At 63.8% G+C, this 17,462-nt stretch carries 18 protein-coding genes; 10 read left to right on the forward strand and 8 right to left on the reverse strand.

Annotation, left to right across the window (positions count from 1 at the left end):
- Positions 1 to 67: 67 nt before the first annotated feature.
- Positions 68 to 1,393: an Nramp family divalent metal transporter gene (locus tag AC57B1_RS13370; RefSeq protein ID WP_496417709.1), complete on the reverse strand. Its 1,326-nt coding sequence runs from the start codon at positions 1,391 to 1,393 to the stop codon at positions 68 to 70.
- Positions 1,394 to 1,514: 121 nt separating this feature from the next.
- Positions 1,515 to 2,492 carry a ferritin-like domain-containing protein gene (locus tag AC57B1_RS13375; RefSeq protein ID WP_496417710.1) on the reverse strand — a complete coding sequence of 326 codons (978 nt, stop codon included), beginning with the start codon at positions 2,490 to 2,492 and terminating at the stop codon, positions 1,515 to 1,517.
- A 402-nt stretch (positions 2,493 to 2,894) separates the two neighbouring features.
- Between AC57B1_RS13375 and map the strand changes: the two genes are divergently transcribed.
- From map to AC57B1_RS13410, 7 genes are all read left to right on the forward strand, one after another.
- Positions 2,895 to 3,680 (forward strand): type I methionyl aminopeptidase, encoded by a 786-nt coding sequence (gene map / locus AC57B1_RS13380; RefSeq protein ID WP_091796311.1) that lies wholly within the window; start codon positions 2,895 to 2,897, stop codon positions 3,678 to 3,680.
- 173 nt (positions 3,681 to 3,853) lie between these two features.
- A complete protein-coding gene (locus tag AC57B1_RS13385) occupies positions 3,854 to 4,387 on the forward strand; it encodes a GNAT family N-acetyltransferase (protein WP_496417711.1) in 534 nt (177 codons plus the stop codon).
- A gap of 245 nt (positions 4,388 to 4,632) precedes the next feature.
- The gene (minC, locus tag AC57B1_RS13390) at positions 4,633 to 5,475 is read left to right on the forward strand and encodes a septum site-determining protein MinC (RefSeq protein ID WP_408344930.1); all 843 of its coding nucleotides are present in this window, start codon (positions 4,633 to 4,635) and stop codon (positions 5,473 to 5,475) included.
- 102 nt (positions 5,476 to 5,577) lie between these two features.
- Complete coding sequence (gene minD, locus AC57B1_RS13395; protein WP_006048490.1) at positions 5,578 to 6,393, forward strand: septum site-determining protein MinD; 816 nt, start codon at positions 5,578 to 5,580, stop codon at positions 6,391 to 6,393.
- 14 nt (positions 6,394 to 6,407) lie between these two features.
- Positions 6,408 to 6,662 (forward strand): cell division topological specificity factor MinE, encoded by a 255-nt coding sequence (gene minE, locus AC57B1_RS13400; protein ID WP_091796304.1) that lies wholly within the window; start codon positions 6,408 to 6,410, stop codon positions 6,660 to 6,662.
- A gap of 334 nt (positions 6,663 to 6,996) precedes the next feature.
- On the forward strand, positions 6,997 to 7,308 hold the full coding sequence (locus AC57B1_RS13405) for a YXWGXW repeat-containing protein (protein WP_496417712.1): 312 nt from the start codon (positions 6,997 to 6,999) through the stop codon (positions 7,306 to 7,308).
- Between the two features lie 10 nt (positions 7,309 to 7,318).
- The gene (locus AC57B1_RS13410; protein WP_496417713.1) at positions 7,319 to 7,549 is read left to right on the forward strand and encodes a hypothetical protein; all 231 of its coding nucleotides are present in this window, start codon (positions 7,319 to 7,321) and stop codon (positions 7,547 to 7,549) included.
- Here the strand turns inward: AC57B1_RS13410 and AC57B1_RS13415 are convergent.
- Positions 7,543 to 9,084 carry a chloride channel protein gene (locus tag AC57B1_RS13415; RefSeq protein WP_496417714.1) on the reverse strand — a complete coding sequence of 514 codons (1,542 nt, stop codon included), beginning with the start codon at positions 9,082 to 9,084 and terminating at the stop codon, positions 7,543 to 7,545. The two genes, AC57B1_RS13410 and AC57B1_RS13415, sit on opposite strands and share 7 nt — an antisense overlap.
- A 210-nt stretch (positions 9,085 to 9,294) precedes the next feature.
- Between AC57B1_RS13415 and waaC the strand changes: the two genes are divergently transcribed.
- Both waaC and AC57B1_RS13425 read left to right on the forward strand, forming a co-directional pair.
- Positions 9,295 to 10,299: a lipopolysaccharide heptosyltransferase I gene (waaC, locus tag AC57B1_RS13420; protein ID WP_408344936.1), complete on the forward strand. Its 1,005-nt coding sequence runs from the start codon at positions 9,295 to 9,297 to the stop codon at positions 10,297 to 10,299.
- A gap of 536 nt (positions 10,300 to 10,835) precedes the next feature.
- Entirely contained in the window at positions 10,836 to 10,973 is a 138-nt protein-coding gene (locus AC57B1_RS13425) for a hypothetical protein (RefSeq protein WP_177205004.1), read from the forward strand.
- A 35-nt stretch (positions 10,974 to 11,008) separates the two neighbouring features.
- Here AC57B1_RS13425 and AC57B1_RS13430 read toward each other — a convergent pair whose 3' ends face one another.
- From AC57B1_RS13430 to AC57B1_RS13450, 5 genes are all read right to left on the reverse strand, one after another.
- The gene (locus AC57B1_RS13430; RefSeq protein ID WP_496417715.1) at positions 11,009 to 11,188 is read right to left on the reverse strand and encodes a hypothetical protein; all 180 of its coding nucleotides are present in this window, start codon (positions 11,186 to 11,188) and stop codon (positions 11,009 to 11,011) included.
- Positions 11,189 to 11,389: 201 nt separating this feature from the next.
- Complete coding sequence (locus tag AC57B1_RS13435) at positions 11,390 to 12,697, reverse strand: MFS transporter (protein ID WP_091796293.1); 1,308 nt, start codon at positions 12,695 to 12,697, stop codon at positions 11,390 to 11,392.
- Between the two features lie 490 nt (positions 12,698 to 13,187).
- Positions 13,188 to 13,646, reverse strand: coding sequence for an energy transducer TonB family protein (locus tag AC57B1_RS13440; RefSeq protein ID WP_408344939.1), 459 nt, complete (start codon positions 13,644 to 13,646; stop codon positions 13,188 to 13,190).
- 433 nt (positions 13,647 to 14,079) lie between these two features.
- On the reverse strand, positions 14,080 to 15,486 hold the full coding sequence (argH, locus tag AC57B1_RS13445; protein WP_496417716.1) for an argininosuccinate lyase: 1,407 nt from the start codon (positions 15,484 to 15,486) through the stop codon (positions 14,080 to 14,082).
- Positions 15,487 to 15,624: 138 nt separating this feature from the next.
- A complete protein-coding gene (locus AC57B1_RS13450; RefSeq protein ID WP_091796285.1) occupies positions 15,625 to 16,437 on the reverse strand; it encodes a helix-turn-helix transcriptional regulator in 813 nt (270 codons plus the stop codon).
- Between the two features lie 169 nt (positions 16,438 to 16,606).
- Here AC57B1_RS13450 and AC57B1_RS13455 point away from each other — a divergent pair, with 169 nt between their 5' ends.
- Positions 16,607 to 17,359, forward strand: coding sequence for a class I SAM-dependent methyltransferase (locus AC57B1_RS13455; RefSeq protein ID WP_408187219.1), 753 nt, complete (start codon positions 16,607 to 16,609; stop codon positions 17,357 to 17,359).
- Positions 17,360 to 17,462 lie beyond the last annotated feature (103 nt).

The raw sequence follows: 17,462 nt of genomic DNA on the forward strand, positions 1-17,462 counted from the left end.
AGATTCGTTCGAACAATGTACGCAGCAACCGCGCAACCGGATGCAGTCCTGCCAGGGTCCTACAGACTCATCCGGCGTGAAACGGCGGCCACGGCGAAATGCCGGCCACCTGCAGCAGCAGAATGAGATTGAGCGCCAGCACGACGATAGTGCCGAGCACGGCCGCCGCGGTCGTCGCCCGGCGATTCCGGTAGCGGCCCATCAGATCTCCGCGCGAGGTGAACCATACCAGCGCGATCATCGGGACGGGCAGGGCGATGCTGAGCACCACCTGGCTGAGCACCAGCGCGCGCGTCGCGTCGACGCCGCAGGCCACCACCACGAAGGCCGGCACCATCGTAATCAGCCGGCGCGCCCACACGGGGATATGAAAGCCGACGAAGCCCTGCATGATCATTTGCCCGGCCATCGTCCCGACCACCGAACTCGACACGCCCGAGGCGATCAACGCCGCCAAAAAAAGCCCCGCAGCGGCGCCGCCCAGCAGCGGCGTGAGCGTGCGCCAGGCGGTCTCGATGCTGGCGATCTCCGGATGCCCGGCATGAAACGCGCTCGACGCCATGATCACCATCGCCATGTTGATCAACCCGGCCACGCCGAGCGCGGCCACCACTTCGATATTCGAGAATCGCAGCAGCTTGGCACGCTCGCCTTCGTTGCGCGGCTTCACGCGATTCTGCGTGAGCCCCGAATGCAGAAACAGCACATGCGGCATGACCGTCGCGCCGATAATGCCGACCGATATCGTCAGCGCGTTGCTATCGGGCATGCTAGGCGTGAACGTATGCGCGACCACTGACGGCCAATGCACCGGCGCGATCAGCAACTCGGCGAGATACGATAGTCCGATCACACCGATCAGCGCCGCGATCGCCAGTTCGAGCGGCCGGAAGCCGCGCTTTTCGAATTGCAGCAAGCCATAGGTGACGGCGGCGGTGATCAGCATGCTCGACATCATGGGTAGATGCGTCAGCAACGAAACGCCGATCGCGCCGCCGACGAACTCGGCGAGATCGGTGGCCATCGCCGCGATTTCGCTGATGCCCCACATTGCGAGCACGTAGCGGCGTGGCAGCGCCGAGCGGCATAATTCGGCGAGATTGCGCCCGGTCACGAGGCCGAGTTTGGCGGAGAGCGACTGGAACAGCATTGCGACGACGTTCGCCACCGCCACCACCCACAGCAGCGAATAGCCGTAACCGGCGCCCGCCTGAATGTTCGTGGCGAAGTTACCCGGGTCCATGTACGCGATCGACGCCACCACTGCGGGCCCCACGAACGGCAGCGCCGCACGCAGACCGCGGCGTCTTCCCGCCAGCGTTTCGCGAATGTCGAAACAGGTCTGCTCGGTGAGGGTTTGCGCCACGGCGCCCTGACCGATCGCTTCGTTCATGACTGCTCCTGTACGTCGTCAAGCGTTCAAGGCAATGCAAATGAAGGCCGGCCAACGGGTGAGCGCGATCGTTATCGCGGCAACCCGTTGCCGATGCAACCGGCCCGTCAGGCTGCGTGTTTCAGGCGCTCATGTTGAGTGAGCCGTTCACGCCATTCGGGAAGAAGCCGCCTTTGGTCGCCGCCGAACTCGTCAGATAGACGATGTTGAGGACGTTGCTGTAATTGCGGCTGAATGCGAGCCCATTGGTGTCGAGCGGCACGATGTTGGACGTGCCGGCGGTTGTTCCCGAGATGCCCTGATCGTCGTGGCCGTTGTGGTCGAGGCTGTCGCGTGCGGCAGAAATCGCGTTGGCGGCGGTGACGAGACTTGTCATGTCGATCCCTTTCGAATACAGCACGGTACGCACGAGGCCGGCGTGATAGGCCTCGGCCGCGAGAATGCCGGCCGCCGCCTCGAGGAACGTCTTGTTGGTGATGAGCGGCGAGGCGCCTTTGTAAGCCGTCACGCCGACGTCTTCGAAAATGAACGCGCCGAGCAGGAAGTTGTTGTCGCTGGCATACGGGTTGAACGCCGTGCCCGCGGGTACGAGTCCCGCAGCGCGCGCCGCATTTGAGAATGCGCCGTTCGGATCGGTGCCGCCGATGTCGATCGCGGGCATGGCAACAGCCGCCGAACCCAACGCACTGCGCAGGAAGGTGACGTGCTCGCGCTCGTCGTTGGCAATCTCGTTGGCGTACGCTTTGACGACCGGATCCTGGAACGGCACCTGCTGCCCCGCGATCACCGTGCCCATCGTGCCGACGCCGGTGGTCATGCTGGCGGCGAGTCCGGCGCCCGTCGTCGCATACGTATAGAACTGCGATTCGAGGTACTCCAGGTTCAGCGCGAAGTTCAGGATCTCCGCATCGGTCGGTGCGCTCTGGGCCGACACGCTCGATCCCGAACCGCCGCCGCACGCGCTGATCAGCGTGCCGCCGACGAGTCCCAGACTCAAGCCTCCGGCGTTGCGAAAGAACTGTCTACGTTGCAGGCGGCGCTCGACGCGTCGATCGAATGCATCAATAAGGGATGCTGATTTATTGCTGGACTCCGACATGGCGATGCTCCTCAAATGGTTCGCTGTCAGTGCCGCGATCTTGTGCCGACTACGCGTGGACAAAGGCCATCCACGCGATGCAACGACGCAAATCGCGGACGCAAAGAGGCCCCCGTTCTTCTGAGAAGAACTAAACGATGCAGGGAGAAGAGCGAGTCCTCAACCGCCTTTACGGAACGAATCTGCCGCTAGATGCAAACCTCACAAAAGATTTCTGTGTGCGTTCGCAGCATGATGTGCGCTGAGGTGACAAGCGGTAGCGGTGGCGTGTCTTGCCGCGTGACAGATATTCTTCGGCGCGGCCAGTTTCGCGCGGCTCGCGCAAGCCCTGCCGCGATCCTCTGTACAATTGGCCGATCGATTGAACATCGACCTCCCATTCGACCCATATCGACCGAATTCATGGCCATTACCTACAAGACTCCCGACGACATCGCCAAGCTGCGCATTTCCGGCCGCCTCGCGGCCGACGTACTGGCAATGATCGGCGAGCACGTCAAGGCCGGTGTCTCCACTGACGAACTGGACGCACTGTGCAACGACTACATTGTCAATACGCAAAAGTCGATTCCGGCAAATGTCGGCTATTTGGGATTTCCCAAGACCGTTTGCACCTCGGTGAACTCGGTCGTGTGCCACGGCATTCCGAATCGCGGCGAGATCCTGAAAGACGGCGACATCATCAATATCGACGTCGCAATCATCAAGGACGGCTACTTCGGCGACACGAGCCGCATGTATTGCGTGGGCCAGCCGAGCACGGTGGCGCGCCAGCTGATCGACACGACCTACGAAGCGATGCTCGCCGGCATCCGCGAAGTGAAGCCGGGCGCGACGCTCGGCGACGTGGGCCATGCGATTCAGAAGATCGCGCAGCGCGACGGCTTCTCGATCGTGCGCGACTACTGCGGGCACGGTATCGGCAAGGTCTACCACGAAGACCCGCAGGTACTGCATTACGGCCAGCCGGGGCAGGGCGTGCGTTTGAAGCCCGGCATGGTCTTCACGATCGAGCCGATGATCAACGCCGGCCGCGCCGGCACGGCGGTGCAGCGCGACGGCTGGACCGTGGTCACCAAAGACCGTTCGCTGTCGGCGCAATGGGAACACATGATCGCCGTGACCGAAGAGGGCTACGAACTGCTGACGCCGTGGCCGGACGGCACCGGCAGCTACGAAGCGCCGTGAGCGTGTGAAAGGTCGTGCCACCTCTGGCCGCAAGGCCGAGGCGGGCGCGCGAAATGCTGCGGAGTTTGTCCAGAGCTCCGTGCGTGCTCCCCACAATCCGGTAAAGAATGATTTGACTCTCGCGCCGGTTCGGTTAAAGCTACGCCTTAGGGTTTCAAGGGGTTTTCGTCTGCATGAGTCCGTCATTGACCGTTCGCCGTATCGCCGCTGATCAGGGCGCCGTTTTCCGCGAACTCCGTACCGCGTCGCTGCGAGAGGCACCGTATGCCTTCGGCGCCACGCTCGAGGACGCGTTGTCGGCCGACGCCGCCAGTTTCGACACCACCGCCGCGGATCATGCGGTTTCCTTTGCCGTCACCACTTTCATTCTTTACACCGAGGGCCATCCGGCCGGACTGATCGAAGCGCATTTCGACGACACCGCGGCGCGCCGCGCGTTCGTCTGCGAGTTATGGGTGGCGCCGGCCGTGCGTCACCTGCGTGGCGGCGAGTTGCTGGTCGATTCGGCCGCCGCGTGGCTCGCCAATGAAGGCGCCACCGAAATCTACGCGTGGGTCGCCGACGCCAATCGCAATGCCATGCGCTTCTACGAGGCGCTCGGCTTCGGTCCGACCGGCGAGCACCGGCGTGTAGCGCGTGCGCCGGATCAGGCGGAAAGCCTGCTGGTGCGCGACGTGCCGACCACCTCACAGGTGTTTCAGCAGTGATCCCGCGAGCGGCGCGTCAGCCTGCCGCTCGATTCCCATTCGTGTCTTCTGAGCGAGCGTCGCCGGGTCATCGGCGCGAAGCGCGGCTTCCGCGGCTACCTCGTTGCCCACTGCAAAGCCGTGGCGGCTCTACCGGGTGGCTCGCGTATGGCCGCATCCTCATCGCGTCGGTCCGCTCTCCCGGCAAAAAAGCTGGCCGCGCGCGTCGACGCCTGTAAAATACGCAAAAATTTTTGCCGAACGCTATGTCGCCCAAGAAATCGCCCTTTTTCGAACTTCGCAGCGGCTCTGTCGACACGCTCCTGTTCGTGGTCAAGACAACCGACCTCGACGCCATGCGTGCCGAATTGACCCGGCGCTTCGAGGCGACCCCGGAGTTTTTCGCTAACGACGTCGTTGCGATCGACGTGCGGCGCCTCGCCGAGAACGAACGCGTGCCGCTCGCCGACATCGCGCAACTGCTCGACAGCGTGCGCATGCGGCCGGTCGGCGTGGTCGCCAACGCGCAGCAGGCCTGGGCAGCGGAGTCCGCGTTGCCGCTGCTCGAAGCACGCGACCGCCGCGGCGCCGCTGCTAAATCCGCTGACGAAGACAACGTCGCCGCTGCGGCGCCGGCTGTTACCGCCGCAACGGCCACGCCGCCGTCGGACCTGTTCGAAGCCGCCGCGCTCACGCCGGAAGGCGGCACGCCGGCTTCGGCCGCCGCCGTCGAGCCGGCTCCCGCCGCTGAGCCGGTGCGTCTTGCCACTTCGTCGCAAACCATGGTGGTGGACAAGCCGCTGCGCTCCGGGCAACGCATTTACGCCAAGGGCGACCTGGTCGTGCTCGGTCTCGTGAGTTACGGCGCGGAAGTGATCGCGGAAGGCAACATCCATATTTACGCGCCGTTGCGCGGCCGGGCGCTGGCCGGCGTGCAGGGCAATCACGACGCGCGCATTTTCTGCACGTGTCTCGAACCGGAACTCATCTCGATCGCGGGCATCTATCGAACGACTGAGAACCCGCTGCCGGCCGACGTGCTCGGCAAACCGGTGCAGATCTGGCTCGAAGAAGAGAAATTGATGATCGAACCGCTGCGGCTCACGTAATCGACGTGAAGCGCGCTGCCTCGATCCATTGCGGCACGCGGCGTTTCACGGCAAATATGGCCGCACATAATTGATGAATTTGACGAACACAAGGTAAGGGTAATGGCAAAAATCATTGTGGTGACTTCGGGCAAGGGTGGCGTGGGCAAGACGACCACGAGCGCGAGTTTTGCATCAGCCCTCGCTCTGCGCGGCAGCAAAACCGCCGTGATCGACTTCGACGTCGGCCTGCGTAACCTCGACCTCATCATGGGTTGTGAACGCCGCGTGGTGTATGACCTGATCAACGTGATCCAGGGTGAAGCGAACCTGAACCAGGCGCTCATCAAGGACAAGAAGTGCGAAAACCTCTTTATCCTGCCGGCCTCGCAGACGCGTGACAAGGACGCGCTGACCATGGAAGGCGTCGAGAAGGTCATCAACGACCTGATCGCGATGGACTTCGAATTCATTGTTTGCGATTCGCCGGCCGGTATCGAATCGGGCGCGCTGCTCGCCATGCATTTCGCCGACGAAGCGTTGATCGTGACGAATCCGGAAGTGTCGTCGGTGCGCGACTCGGACCGCATTCTCGGCATTCTGTCGTCGAAGACCAAGCGCGCGATCGAAGGCAAGGAGCCGATCAAGGAACACCTGCTGATCACCCGCTATAACCCGAAGCGCGTCAGCGAAGGCGAAATGCTGTCGCTCACCGACATCCAGGAAATTCTGCGCATCGACCTGATCGGCGTGATTCCGGAATCGGAAGCGGTGCTGCACGCATCGAACCAGGGCTTGCCGGCGGTGCACCTGGACGGCACCGACGTGGCCGAAGCCTATAAAGACGTCGTGTCGCGTTTCCTCGGCGAGCAGAAATCGCTTCGCTTTACCGACTACCAGAAGCCCGGGCTGCTGCAGCGCCTCTTCGGCACCAAGTAAGGGGAGCGCACGTAATGTCGATTCTTTCGTTTTTGCTGGGCGAGAAGAAGAAGTCCGCGTCGGTAGCGAAGGAACGCCTGCAGTTGATCATCGCGCATGAGCGCGCCGGCGGCCATGCGCCTGCCGATTACCTGCCTGCGTTGCAACGCGAACTGGTGGCCGTAATCTCGAAGTACGTGAAGATTTCCAATGACGATATTCGCGTGAGCCTCGAACGCCAGGACGATCTCGAAGTGCTCGAGGTCAAGATCGAAATACCGCAGGCCTGATTGTTCAAGGCCTGTCTCTTCCCGCAGCCGGTTTCATGTGACGCGCCGCGCGCTTCGTTGCGTTGCGTCTGGATGACGTAACGCGCGGTGGCGCGCGAGCGCGCCGGCTCGCGCCGCTACGCTGTTCCTCTTCGTTGTTCCGGCTGCCTCGGTCATTGGATTCGCATGCAAGTGCGTCGGCTGCGTTGGCTGCTTTGGCGCGCGCGTTTGCCGTGCGTCGAAATAATCCGTTGCACTTCAGCGTACGGCGTTACACGCCTACGGTCAGCCGCTGCGTCCCCTCGCGCATTAAACCGGTAACGCCGCTTTCGGTGTTCACCTACAGAGGGACAACATGAACAAGACCTTTCGTTTGCTGCTCGCCAACACCGTGTTGATCGCTGCCGGCGCGGCCTCCGTGGCCTCGGCATCGGCCGCGGAAGTCGTCGTGATCGCGCCGTCCGCGCCGCCGCCGGTGCGCTACGAAGCGGCGCCGGCGCCGCGCGTCGGCTATGTGTGGGATCACGGCCATTGGCGCTGGGATCATGGCCGCTATGTGTGGATTGGCGGCCACTGGCAAGCCGAGCGCGTCGGCTATCACTGGGTGCCGGGCCACTGGGTCGCGCACGGTCCTAACTACCACTGGGTCGAAGGCCACTGGGCATAACGCCACGGGCTTGAACCATGCGCGTCGCGGCACGTCAGATGCCGCGCGCCACTCCTTCCATCTCGACGACGCAGGCGCCGTGTACGCACTCGGCGTAGCGGCAGCCCGCGCGCTTCAGGAAACCCTTGTGATGAAAAAGAATCTGCTTCTGATCGCCGTTCTGGCGGTCATGCTGGCCGGCTGTGTCGTCGTGCCGGGCCGGCCGTTGTATGTGCACGCGCCGGGTGTTGTTGTCTACTGACGCGGTGCGGTGTTGCCCTTGCCTTCGGCGCGAGCGTCTTCGTCGACTTCCGCGTTGCTCGAGCCGGGCGCAAGGGCTTCGGGTGCTTCGGCTCCGAGTGCTGCGACTTCGGGCGAATTGGCTTGGGGCGCTTCGCCTTCGGGTGCGCTGACTTCGGGTGCTTCGGCTTCCGGCGCTTCCACTTCAGGCGTTCCGACTTCAGGCACTTCCGGCACCGATACGGGCGCCGGCTGCGGCAGCGGCGCCATATAACGCGCCGCCAGCGACTCATACAACGGCGGCGCGAACACCCGCGACACGCGGCTCGAAATCAGCGCAGTGGCCATCAGCGAGATCACCAGCGCATGGCCGTTGATCATCTCCATCACGATCACGAACGAGGTGATCGGCGATTGCGTGACGGCGGCCAGATAGCCGACCATGCCGAGCGCGATCAGCATGGGTAAATCCATCGAGCCGAACACCCCGTGCAGCAGATTGCCGAAGCCCGCGCCGATCGACAGCGACGGCGCGAAAATGCCGCCCGGAATGCCCGGCAGGTATGAGCTGACCATCGAGATCATCTTCATGAACGGATAGAACACCGACAACTGCGTGTGCCCGTCGAGCAAGCCGCGCGCTTCCGCGTAACCGCTGCCGAAAGTCGTGCCGCCCGACATCAGACCGATGGCCGCGATGACCAACCCGCACAGCGCGGCGAACGCAACCGGCCGCTCACCATGCAACTGACGCAGCGGCGCCGGAATCCAGCGCGCGGTGTTCAGCAGCAGCCAGCCGAACGCGCCTCCCGCGAGGCCGGTGACGACCGCCGTGAGCAGCACGGCAAGCGCCATCAGATCGGGGAAGTGCGCGCCGATCTGAATGGTGCCGAAATAGGTGTAATTGCCGTTCAGTCCGAGCGCGATCACGCCGGCGATGATGATCGCGGTAATCAGCACGCCACTCGTGCGGGCCTCGAAACTGCGCGTCAATTCCTCGATCGCGAAGACGATCCCGGCGAGCGGCGTGTTGAACGCGGCGGACAAGCCCGCTGCCGCGCCGGCCAGCACCAGTTGCCGTTCGATCAACGCATTCGAGCGCGGATAGAGCCGCCGCAGATTGAACATCAGCGCGGCTCCGACCTGCACGGTCGGACCTTCGCGGCCAATCGTGAAGCCGCCGAGAATTGCCAGAAACGACACGGCGATCTTGCCGAACAGAATCGGAAACGACAGCAGCCGCGCGCCGTATTCGCCGGGTTTCGAGTGAAGGATGGCGATGACCTGCGGAATGCCGCTGCCTTCGGCACCGCGGAAAAATTTGCGTGTGAGCCAGACGGCCAGCGCGCCGACAGCGGGCGTGACGATCAGGGGCGCCCACACATGCTCGTGTTGAAGCAAGCGGAATTCCCCGTAACCCCAGTCGATCAACCTTGCATACAGCACGGCGACGAGGCCGACCGCGATCGCGCCGAGCCAGAAGACGCCGTATTGGCGCCAGAGTCGCCGTGCACGGCGAACGATGTTGGACGAGCGAAGCGGAAGTGGCACGGACATGGGCGAGTGCTGGCGCAAAGGGGCCAGTATAAGGCGCGCGAGGCCCATAAATCGGTGTGAAAGTATTTTGAAATGGTGTAAAAGGCTGCGTGTATGGCTCCGACGTAAGCCTCCGTATTAATGACCGACGTCCGCGCTGCGCGGTTCGGTAAAGGTTGTCCCTTCCGTCGGCTAAAATGTCTTGATGTTCGAACAACTCACAGGTCTTCAATGAAGCGCGTCCTTATCGTCAAGGTCACTTCACTCGGCGATATCGTGCAGGCTCTGCCCGTCGTTGCCGATATCAAACGCGCGTTTCCCGGCGTTCAGGTGGATTGGGCCGCCGACGAAGCATTCGCCGAAGTGGTGCACTGGAGCGAGAACGTGGACCGCGTGCTGTGCGCGCCGTTGCGCCGCTTCAAGAAAGCGCGCCGTTGGGCCGATTTCAAATCGATCTGGGCGTCCATCGCCGAATTGCGCGCGTATCGCTACGATTTCATCATCGACATTCAGGGCGTGTACAAGAGCGCGATCATCGCGTTTCTGGCACGCTCGTCGCGGCGCATCGGCTATCAGGCACCGGACCTGGGAGAGCGCGGCGCCGCGTTCGCTTATACCGGGCGCTTCGGCCGGCGTCCGAAGTGCAACGCGTGGCATGGCATGCGGATCAACGCGGGCGAGGCGCTCGGCTATCAGATAGAAGGGCCGGCGGTGTTCAAGCTGCGTTTGCCGGAGGCAGGGAAGCTGCCGTTCGCATCGACCGGTAAGCCGGTCGCGGCGTTCTTTCACGCCACGTCGAAAGACGACAAGAAGTGGCCCGTGGGCCACTGGGTTGCAATCGGCCGCGAGTTGACGCAACGCGGTTTTCAACTGGTGTTGCCGTGGGGTTCGGAAGGCGAGCGGCTCGAAGCGGAGCAGATCGCGTCGCAATTGCCGGGCGCGACCGTGTTGCCGAAAATGAGCGTCACCGAAATCGCGCAGATGATCGACGCGTGCGCCCTCGTGATCGGCACCGACACCGGCTTCGTGCATCTCGCGCATGCGCTGCAGAAGCGCACGGTGATGATCTTCGTGGCGACCCCGCCGGCGCACTACGGCATCGAATCGCCGTTCCGCTCCATTTCGATCGGCGACGGCAAGTCAGTGCCGTCCATCAGCGACGCGCTCGAAGCGATCGACTACGTGCATACCGAGCCGCATGACGTGGCCGTGCAACACGGCTCGACCGCTGCCTGAGCGCAGCGTGCGCGGTCTTTCTCACGCAATCGTTTGCTCGAAAAGAAAAGAGGCGTGACGTACAGTGCCCAAACCAATGAGCGCTGCCTCGTAACGCCTCCAAAAAACGCCCGCGTCGGGGAACAACGGGCGGAGAGGAATCGTCGCAACAGGCGCCGCGCATTACACGCCTGTTAAATGTGTCGCTTTTCGTTGGGTGCCTACTTGCCTACGCAGCTAATTCGCGCGTCGTGCGAAGGCGTTACCGCTGTGCATTCGTTTCGCCACAAGCCGGGTCGCGTTTGCAGTTTGCACTGCGTATGCGCTGCCAGCAAGGCCCGCGCCGCCCCGACACATTCAAACCAGTATAGGCGGTGTTTTCCTCTGATGTGAATTCGTCTCGAGCCCACACGGAACGCAGAGTGTTGCAGGCGACGATCATGTAACACCTTCGTGATCTTCCCTTACAAATGGCAACGCTTGCGCGAGGCGCCGTCGTGTCCAATCGAGTCATTCGGGGTTTCGGCTCGAATGAATCTGACTCGATGGAGAACAAAATGAAACGTTTAGTCTTGAGCCTGATCGCAGGCACGCTGCTCGCAACGGCACTCGGTGGCTGCATCGTCGCACCCGCACCCGGCTACTACGGCGGTGGTGGTGGCTACTACCATCACGGCGGCTACTACTACCGATAAGGTTTCCTGCTGAGGGCTGCGGCCCTCAGCGCTTGTCAGGCCAGCAGCATTTCATACGCGACGACCGCGGCGATGGCCGCGGCATTCGCCGCCAACGCTTCGACGACAATGCCCTTCCATGTCGCAGGACGAAAGCGCAATGCAAGCAACAATGAACCTAGCAGCGCCAGCGCAATGATCATCACGATGTCCGCGTTGTGAAGATGAATATTCATGCGTGCCTCCCTGCTCGCCATAGGGTTATTTGAGTCGAGTATAGGCATGTCAAAAAGACGCGCAAGGCAGGGAATTTACTCAGGAATGCTCGGCAAGCGGCGGGTGTGAAGCGGAGGCGGTGGATGCCGCCGCAGCAGCGCGAGAATTGCACTCTGCAGCAGCATCGCGGGGAGAAGCGGGCGCCAAGGCGGCGCTTGTCGTTACATCAAGCGTGTATCGCGCGTTTCACGCATGCACAGCACGCCGATCATGCTGACCGCCGCTGCGATCGACACATATGCGCCGACCCACGGCAGCCCGCCGCGCGCGGCGAGCATTTGCGCGATATACGGCGCCACGGACGCGCCGAGAATCCCGCCGAGGTTGTACGACACGCCCGCGCCGGTATAGCGCACGTTGGTCGGGAACAGCTCCGGCAGCAGCGCGCCCATCGGCGCGAAGGTCACGCCCATCAGGAACAGTTCGATGACGAGGAACAGCAGCACGAGCGACGTCTGTCCGCTGCCGAGCAGCGGCGCCATCGTGAAGCCCGACAGGATCGCTGCGATGATGCCGACGATCAGCACCGGCTTGCGTCCATAGCGGTCGGCGGCCCAGGCCGACAGCGGCGTGGCGAGCGCCATGAACACCACGGCGATGCACAGCAGGCCAAGGAACGTCGGACGCGGAATGTGCAGCACGGAGACGCCGTACGACAGCGAGAACGTGGTGGCGTTGTAGAACAGCGTGTAGCAGACCACCATCGCCAGCGCGCCGAGCAGAGTCGGCACCCAGTGTTGCGACAGCAGTGTGGCGATCGGCACCTTGACGCGTTCCTGGCGCTCAATCGCCGCCTGGAATGCCGGGGTCTCGGCGATTTTCAGCCGCACGTACAGGCCGAGCGCGACCAGCACGGCGCTCACGAGGAATGGCACGCGCCAGCCCCAGCTGCGGAACTGCTCGTCGCTCAACGAAAGCGCCAACGCGAAGAACAGGCCGTTGGATGCCAGAAAGCCGATCGACGGCCCGAGCTGCGGGAACATGCCGAACCAGCCGCGTTTGCCGGCCGGGGCGTTCTCGGTGGCGAGCAGCGCCGCGCCGCCCCATTCGCCGCCCAGGCCGATGCCCTGGCCGAAACGCAAGATGCACAACAGGATCGGCGCGAGGCTGCCGATCGAATCGTAGCCCGGCACGAAGCCGATCAGCGTGGTGGACACGCCCATGACTAGCAGCGAAGCGACGAGCGTCGACTTACGGCCGATGCGGTCCCCGAAGTGACCGAACAGGAACGAGCCGATCGGCCGCGCCACGAAGGCAATGCCGAACGTGACGAAGGCCGACAAGGCCTGAGCCGTCGCCGAGCCATGCGGGAAAAACACCGGTCCGATGACGAGCGCCGCGGCGGTCGCATAGACGTAGAAATCGTAGAACTCGATCGCGGTGCCGATAAAGCTCGCGAAGATGATCCGCGAACTCTTGTTCTGCCCGGCCGCGTTGGGCTGGGCCGCGGAAATCGGCGAAGTGGACATGCAGGGTCTCCATGTGTCGTGATGCCGTAAAGCGCCCCGGTGCGTGAGCGGGCGGTGCGCGTGAGGGGCGGCATCTTTGTTTGGGTTCGCGCCTCGCTTCTCGCGCGGCCGGTGGGCGGTCACGTGGCGTGCGGGCGACTAAGCGACAGCTTACAACGGCAACCGGCGAAGTCTGCCCGCGAACGCGGCCCCACCAGGGGAATAACCAGGCGGGATGCGGGCGGCCAGCAAGCCGAGGCGGCCGGTGCGGCGCGACGCACCGACTATGTGGGATCAGGGGCGGCGCGCGTCGTTCATCGAGCAGGCGGCGCTCGCGGATGGCGCGGGCGGCCGCTGCGATCGGACTCTTGCCGCGCCGGCGGGTGAGCGGGCGGCGTGAGCCGTGCCGGAAGGCTCCGGCGCAGGGAATCGGAAAATTATAGCGAGCGCGGCGGCGGCGCAGCAAGGCGGCTGCGGTTTGGCCGCGTGCGTTGCGGGATTTTAAGCGCGTTCAATCGATAGTTAGCGCTTGCGGCGAAGCGAGCTCGCGGAGCTGGAATTTGCCGTCGTCGTTGAATAGCCAGTCTTCGAAAAGCTCGAGCTGGCCGCGGCCGTTCAGCAATTTGCCGGGCGGTTGCGGCAGCGGCGCGGCGCGGCGCAAGGTGGCGAGCGCGGTGCTCTCGGCTTCGTCGTCGCCATTGGTGCGGTACACCGACGACTGCACTACGTGACCGTTGCGGTCCACCGTGAACGAGACCACGACGAGCGAGCGCAGCATGGCTTGCGGCGTGCCGCGCAGCACATAAGACGGATTGCGTTCAATGATGCGTCTTGCCACCGCATCGCGATACTGGTCCAGCGTCGCGCTGTTGACGGCCGCGGGCGTCGAGACGACCGGGTGAGGTGGCGGCGTGATAGTGCAGCCGGCCAGCGCGATGCCCAGCGCTGCGGCGAACAGCATGCCGCGCATAGGCGCCTGCCAGGCGCTGAAGTCTGAAGCACGGCGTGCAGTGAGGCGGCGAAGGTGACGTGTGCGGGTGAGCATCGTCGTTGGAGAAAACATGGGGCAGGGTCTAACTTGATGGTAGTCAAAATACGCCAGGAAGCAATTGGCGTTCGCCCGGTGTTCGTGGCCGAGCCCCTGTAATAGCCTGAAATATGAGCGGATTGGTGCGCGGCGAAAACACGCCTACACTTCGATGGCCTCTTTCGAGAGGCATCGGTGGAAGTCTTTCATTTAGCCCGCTTCGCGCGGGCTTTTTCTTTTTGCGCAGCGGAAAAACAAAAGGCGAACCCGATAACGAGTTCGCCTTTCTGTTTGCAAGCCGCAAGCCCTACGCAAGAAGGTGCGCGGCAAGCAATGAGCACATTGTCGCCGGCTCACCGCATGCCGCGCGCCTCCCTTACTTCAACGCTTCACGCGCCGCCTTCACCGCTGCGAGCACCTGCTCCGGCGCCGTGCCACCCGGATGATTGCGGCTCGCCACCGACCCTTCCAGCGTCAGATACGAGAACACGTCTTCACCGATCAGATGCGCGACGTTCGGCAACTCCTTACGCATTTCCTCAAGCGTCAGATCCGCCAGGTCGCAGCCGCGATCCGCGCACACACGCACGGCGAGCGCCACCGCTTCGTGGGCGTCGCGGAACGGCAGGCCGCGCTTGACCAGATAGTCGGCCAGATCGGTTGCCGTCGAGAAGCCTTGCAGCGCAGCGTCGCGCATGGCTTGCGGCTTCACCGAAATACCGGCGACCATTTCAGCGAAGATGCGCAGCGTATCCGCAACCGTATCGACGGTATCGAACAGCGGCTCCTTGTCTTCCTGATTGTCCTTGTTGTACGCGAGCGGCTGGCCTTTCATCAGCGTGAGCAGCGCGATCAGATGGCCGTTCACACGGCCGGTCTTGCCGCGCGCGAGTTCGGGCACGTCCGGGTTCTTCTTCTGCGGCATGATCGACGAACCGGTGCAGAAGCGGTCGGCCAGATCGATGAAGCCGACGCGCGGGCTCATCCACAGCACGAGCTCCTCGGAGAAGCGCGAGATGTGCGTCATGACGAGCGCCGACGCCGCCGTGAATTCGATCGCGAAGTCGCGGTCGGACACCGCGTCCAACGAGTTCGCGCAGATGCCGTCGAAGCCCAGCGTCTTCGCCACCGCGTGACGGTCGATCGGATAGCTGGTGCCGGCGAGCGCAGCCGCGCCGAGCGGCAGACGGTTCACGCGCTTGCGGCAGTCGATCATGCGCTCGGCGTCGCGCGAAAACATTTCGACGTAAGCGAGCAGGTGGTGGCCGAACGTGACCGGCTGCGCCACTTGCAGGTGCGTGAAGCCCGGCATGATGGTCGACGCGTTCTTCTCCGCCATGTCGAGCAGGGCCGTGCGCAATTCGGTCAGCAGGCCGCCGATCCGGTCGATCTCGCCGCGCAGCCACAGGCGGATATCCGTCGCGACCTGGTCGTTACGCGAGCGGCCGGTGTGCAGACGCTTGCCGGCGTCGCCGATCAGCGCGGTCAGGCGTGCTTCGATGTTCAGGTGCACGTCTTCCAGATCGAGTTGCCACTCGAACTCGCCTCGCTCGATTTCGCCCTTGATCTGCGCCATGCCGCGTTGGATCGCGGCGAGGTCGTCGGCGGCGATGATCTTCTGCTCGGCCAGCATCGAGGCGTGCGCGAGCGACCCTTCGATATCGACGAGCGCCAGACGCTTGTCGAAGAAAACCGACGACGTGTAGCGTTTGACGAGCTCCGACATCGGCTCCGAGAAGCGAGCCGACCAGGCTTCGCCTTTTTTGTGCAGTTGGGACGTCATGGTGTTGGGCAGTTAAGCGGCAGTTGAGCGAGCGGTGAGGAGGCTGACGGCGCGCATGCACGTACCGTGCGAAGCAGCCGCCTAAGCGGAGAAAGACAGGGATTTTAACACCGGCGGGGCGTCAAGCCAGTTCATCGCCTACTCACGCACCAGCACCACGAGCTTCAAATCCTCCCGATGCGCCGGCTTGAACGTGATCTGGTCGTACACGATGCGGCCTTCGCGCGGATGGTTGAACTCGCGCCGTCCGCCTTCGCGGCCGCCCACGTCCTGCGAGGCCCAGAAGCGCGCGAACGCGTCGCTCGCCGCAGTGAGCGAGTCGATCAGCCCGCGCGTGGGCGCGTCGTTCAGATGGCGGATCGAGTCGGCGCGAAATTCTGCGGCGAGCCGCCGCGCACGCGTTTCCCAATCGACGATCAGCTCGCGCGCGGCCGGTTCGGTGAACGTGTAGCGCAGCAGATTGCGGTCGTGCGCGCCATCCAGCCAGCCCACGAACAGGTCGGCGGCGCGCGCATTCCACGCAAGCGCATTCCACTGACGGTCGAGCACGTAGGCCGGCGCGTTCACGAGTTGCACGGTTTCCAGCAGGGTGGCGGGGGCGTCGGCGGCGGCCGGATCGGGCTCTGCCGGGTCGCGCTGGGCGGCCAGTTCGAACAGATAGGCCCGCTCCGCGCGCGACAGTTGCAAGGCCACCGCGATGCGCGCGAGCGCCTCGGCGGAAGCGGAAACCGGGCGCCCCTGTTCGATCCACGTGTACCAGGTGGGACTCACGCCGCACAGTTGCGCGACTTCCTCGCGCCGCAGTCCGGGCGTGCGGCGGCGCGGACCGGGCGGCAGGCCGACCGCTTGCGGCGAAAGCCGCTCACGGTGCGCGCGGATGAAGTCGCCGAGCGCGCGGGCCGGCGTGGCGTCGAGTGGCGGCGGGTGGTCGGCGGAAGACGGCGTGGTCATTCTGAGCGGGCGGTTGGTGTTGGGCCGGCGAAGCGCAGGGAGGTAATAGAGATACCAGAATAATTGCTTAACTTGTACTGGTACACGGCGGGCTCTATTGTAGCGATGTAGCGGCTGGAACGGCACGACGCCTGCCAGCGCTACCCGACACCCCTAACCGGAGCCTTCCATGAAGCATCACGATCAGGTCGCCGACGCCTTCGGCTCGACCGCCGCCGCTTATCTGACGAGCCCGACCCATGCCACCGGCGCCGATCTGCGGACGCTGGCCGAAGCGATCGCGGCGACGCCGGATGCGACGGTGCTCGACATGGGGTGCGGCGCGGGCCACGCGAGTTTCGCGGTGGCGCCGCACGCGAAAGCGGTGGTCGCGTACGACATCGCGCCGCCAATGCTGGCGACGGTGGAGGGCGCCGCGAAAGAGCGCGGCCTCGACAACATCCGCACGCAGCAGGGCGCGGCCGAGGTGCTGCCGTTCGCCGATCATTCGTTCGACTGGGTGATCAGCCGGATGAGCGCGCATCACTGGCACGACGTGCCGCTCGCGCTCGCCGAAGTGCGGCGCGTGCTGAAGCCGGGCGGCAAGGTGCTGTTTATCGATATCGCCGGCAGCGATCATCCGCTGCTCGACACGCATATTCAGGCGATCGAGTTGCTGCGCGATGCGTCGCATATTCGCGATTACCGTGCCGACGAATGGCTCGCGTTATTCGCCGCGGCGGGTCTTCAAGCATCGATTCGCGAACGTTGGCGCATCGATATCGAGTTCAGTTCGTGGGTGGCGCGCATGCGCACGCCGGAGCCGCGTGTGGTGGCGATTCGCTCGATGTGGGCGTCCGCACCGGATGAAGTCCGTCAATATTTCGACGTGCAGGAAGACGGCTCGTTCAAGCTCGACGCGTTGATGATCGAGGCGCAATGAAAAAAGCCGGGCGCGACGTTATTCGTCGCGCCCGGCTTCTGCAGTTAGCCCCAAGTGGCAGTCAATCAGGCGCGCCCCAATGTGTGCACTCAGTTGCCTGCCC

Source organism: Paraburkholderia sp. BGA-UO-ETr-F21, from assembly GCF_059567925.1.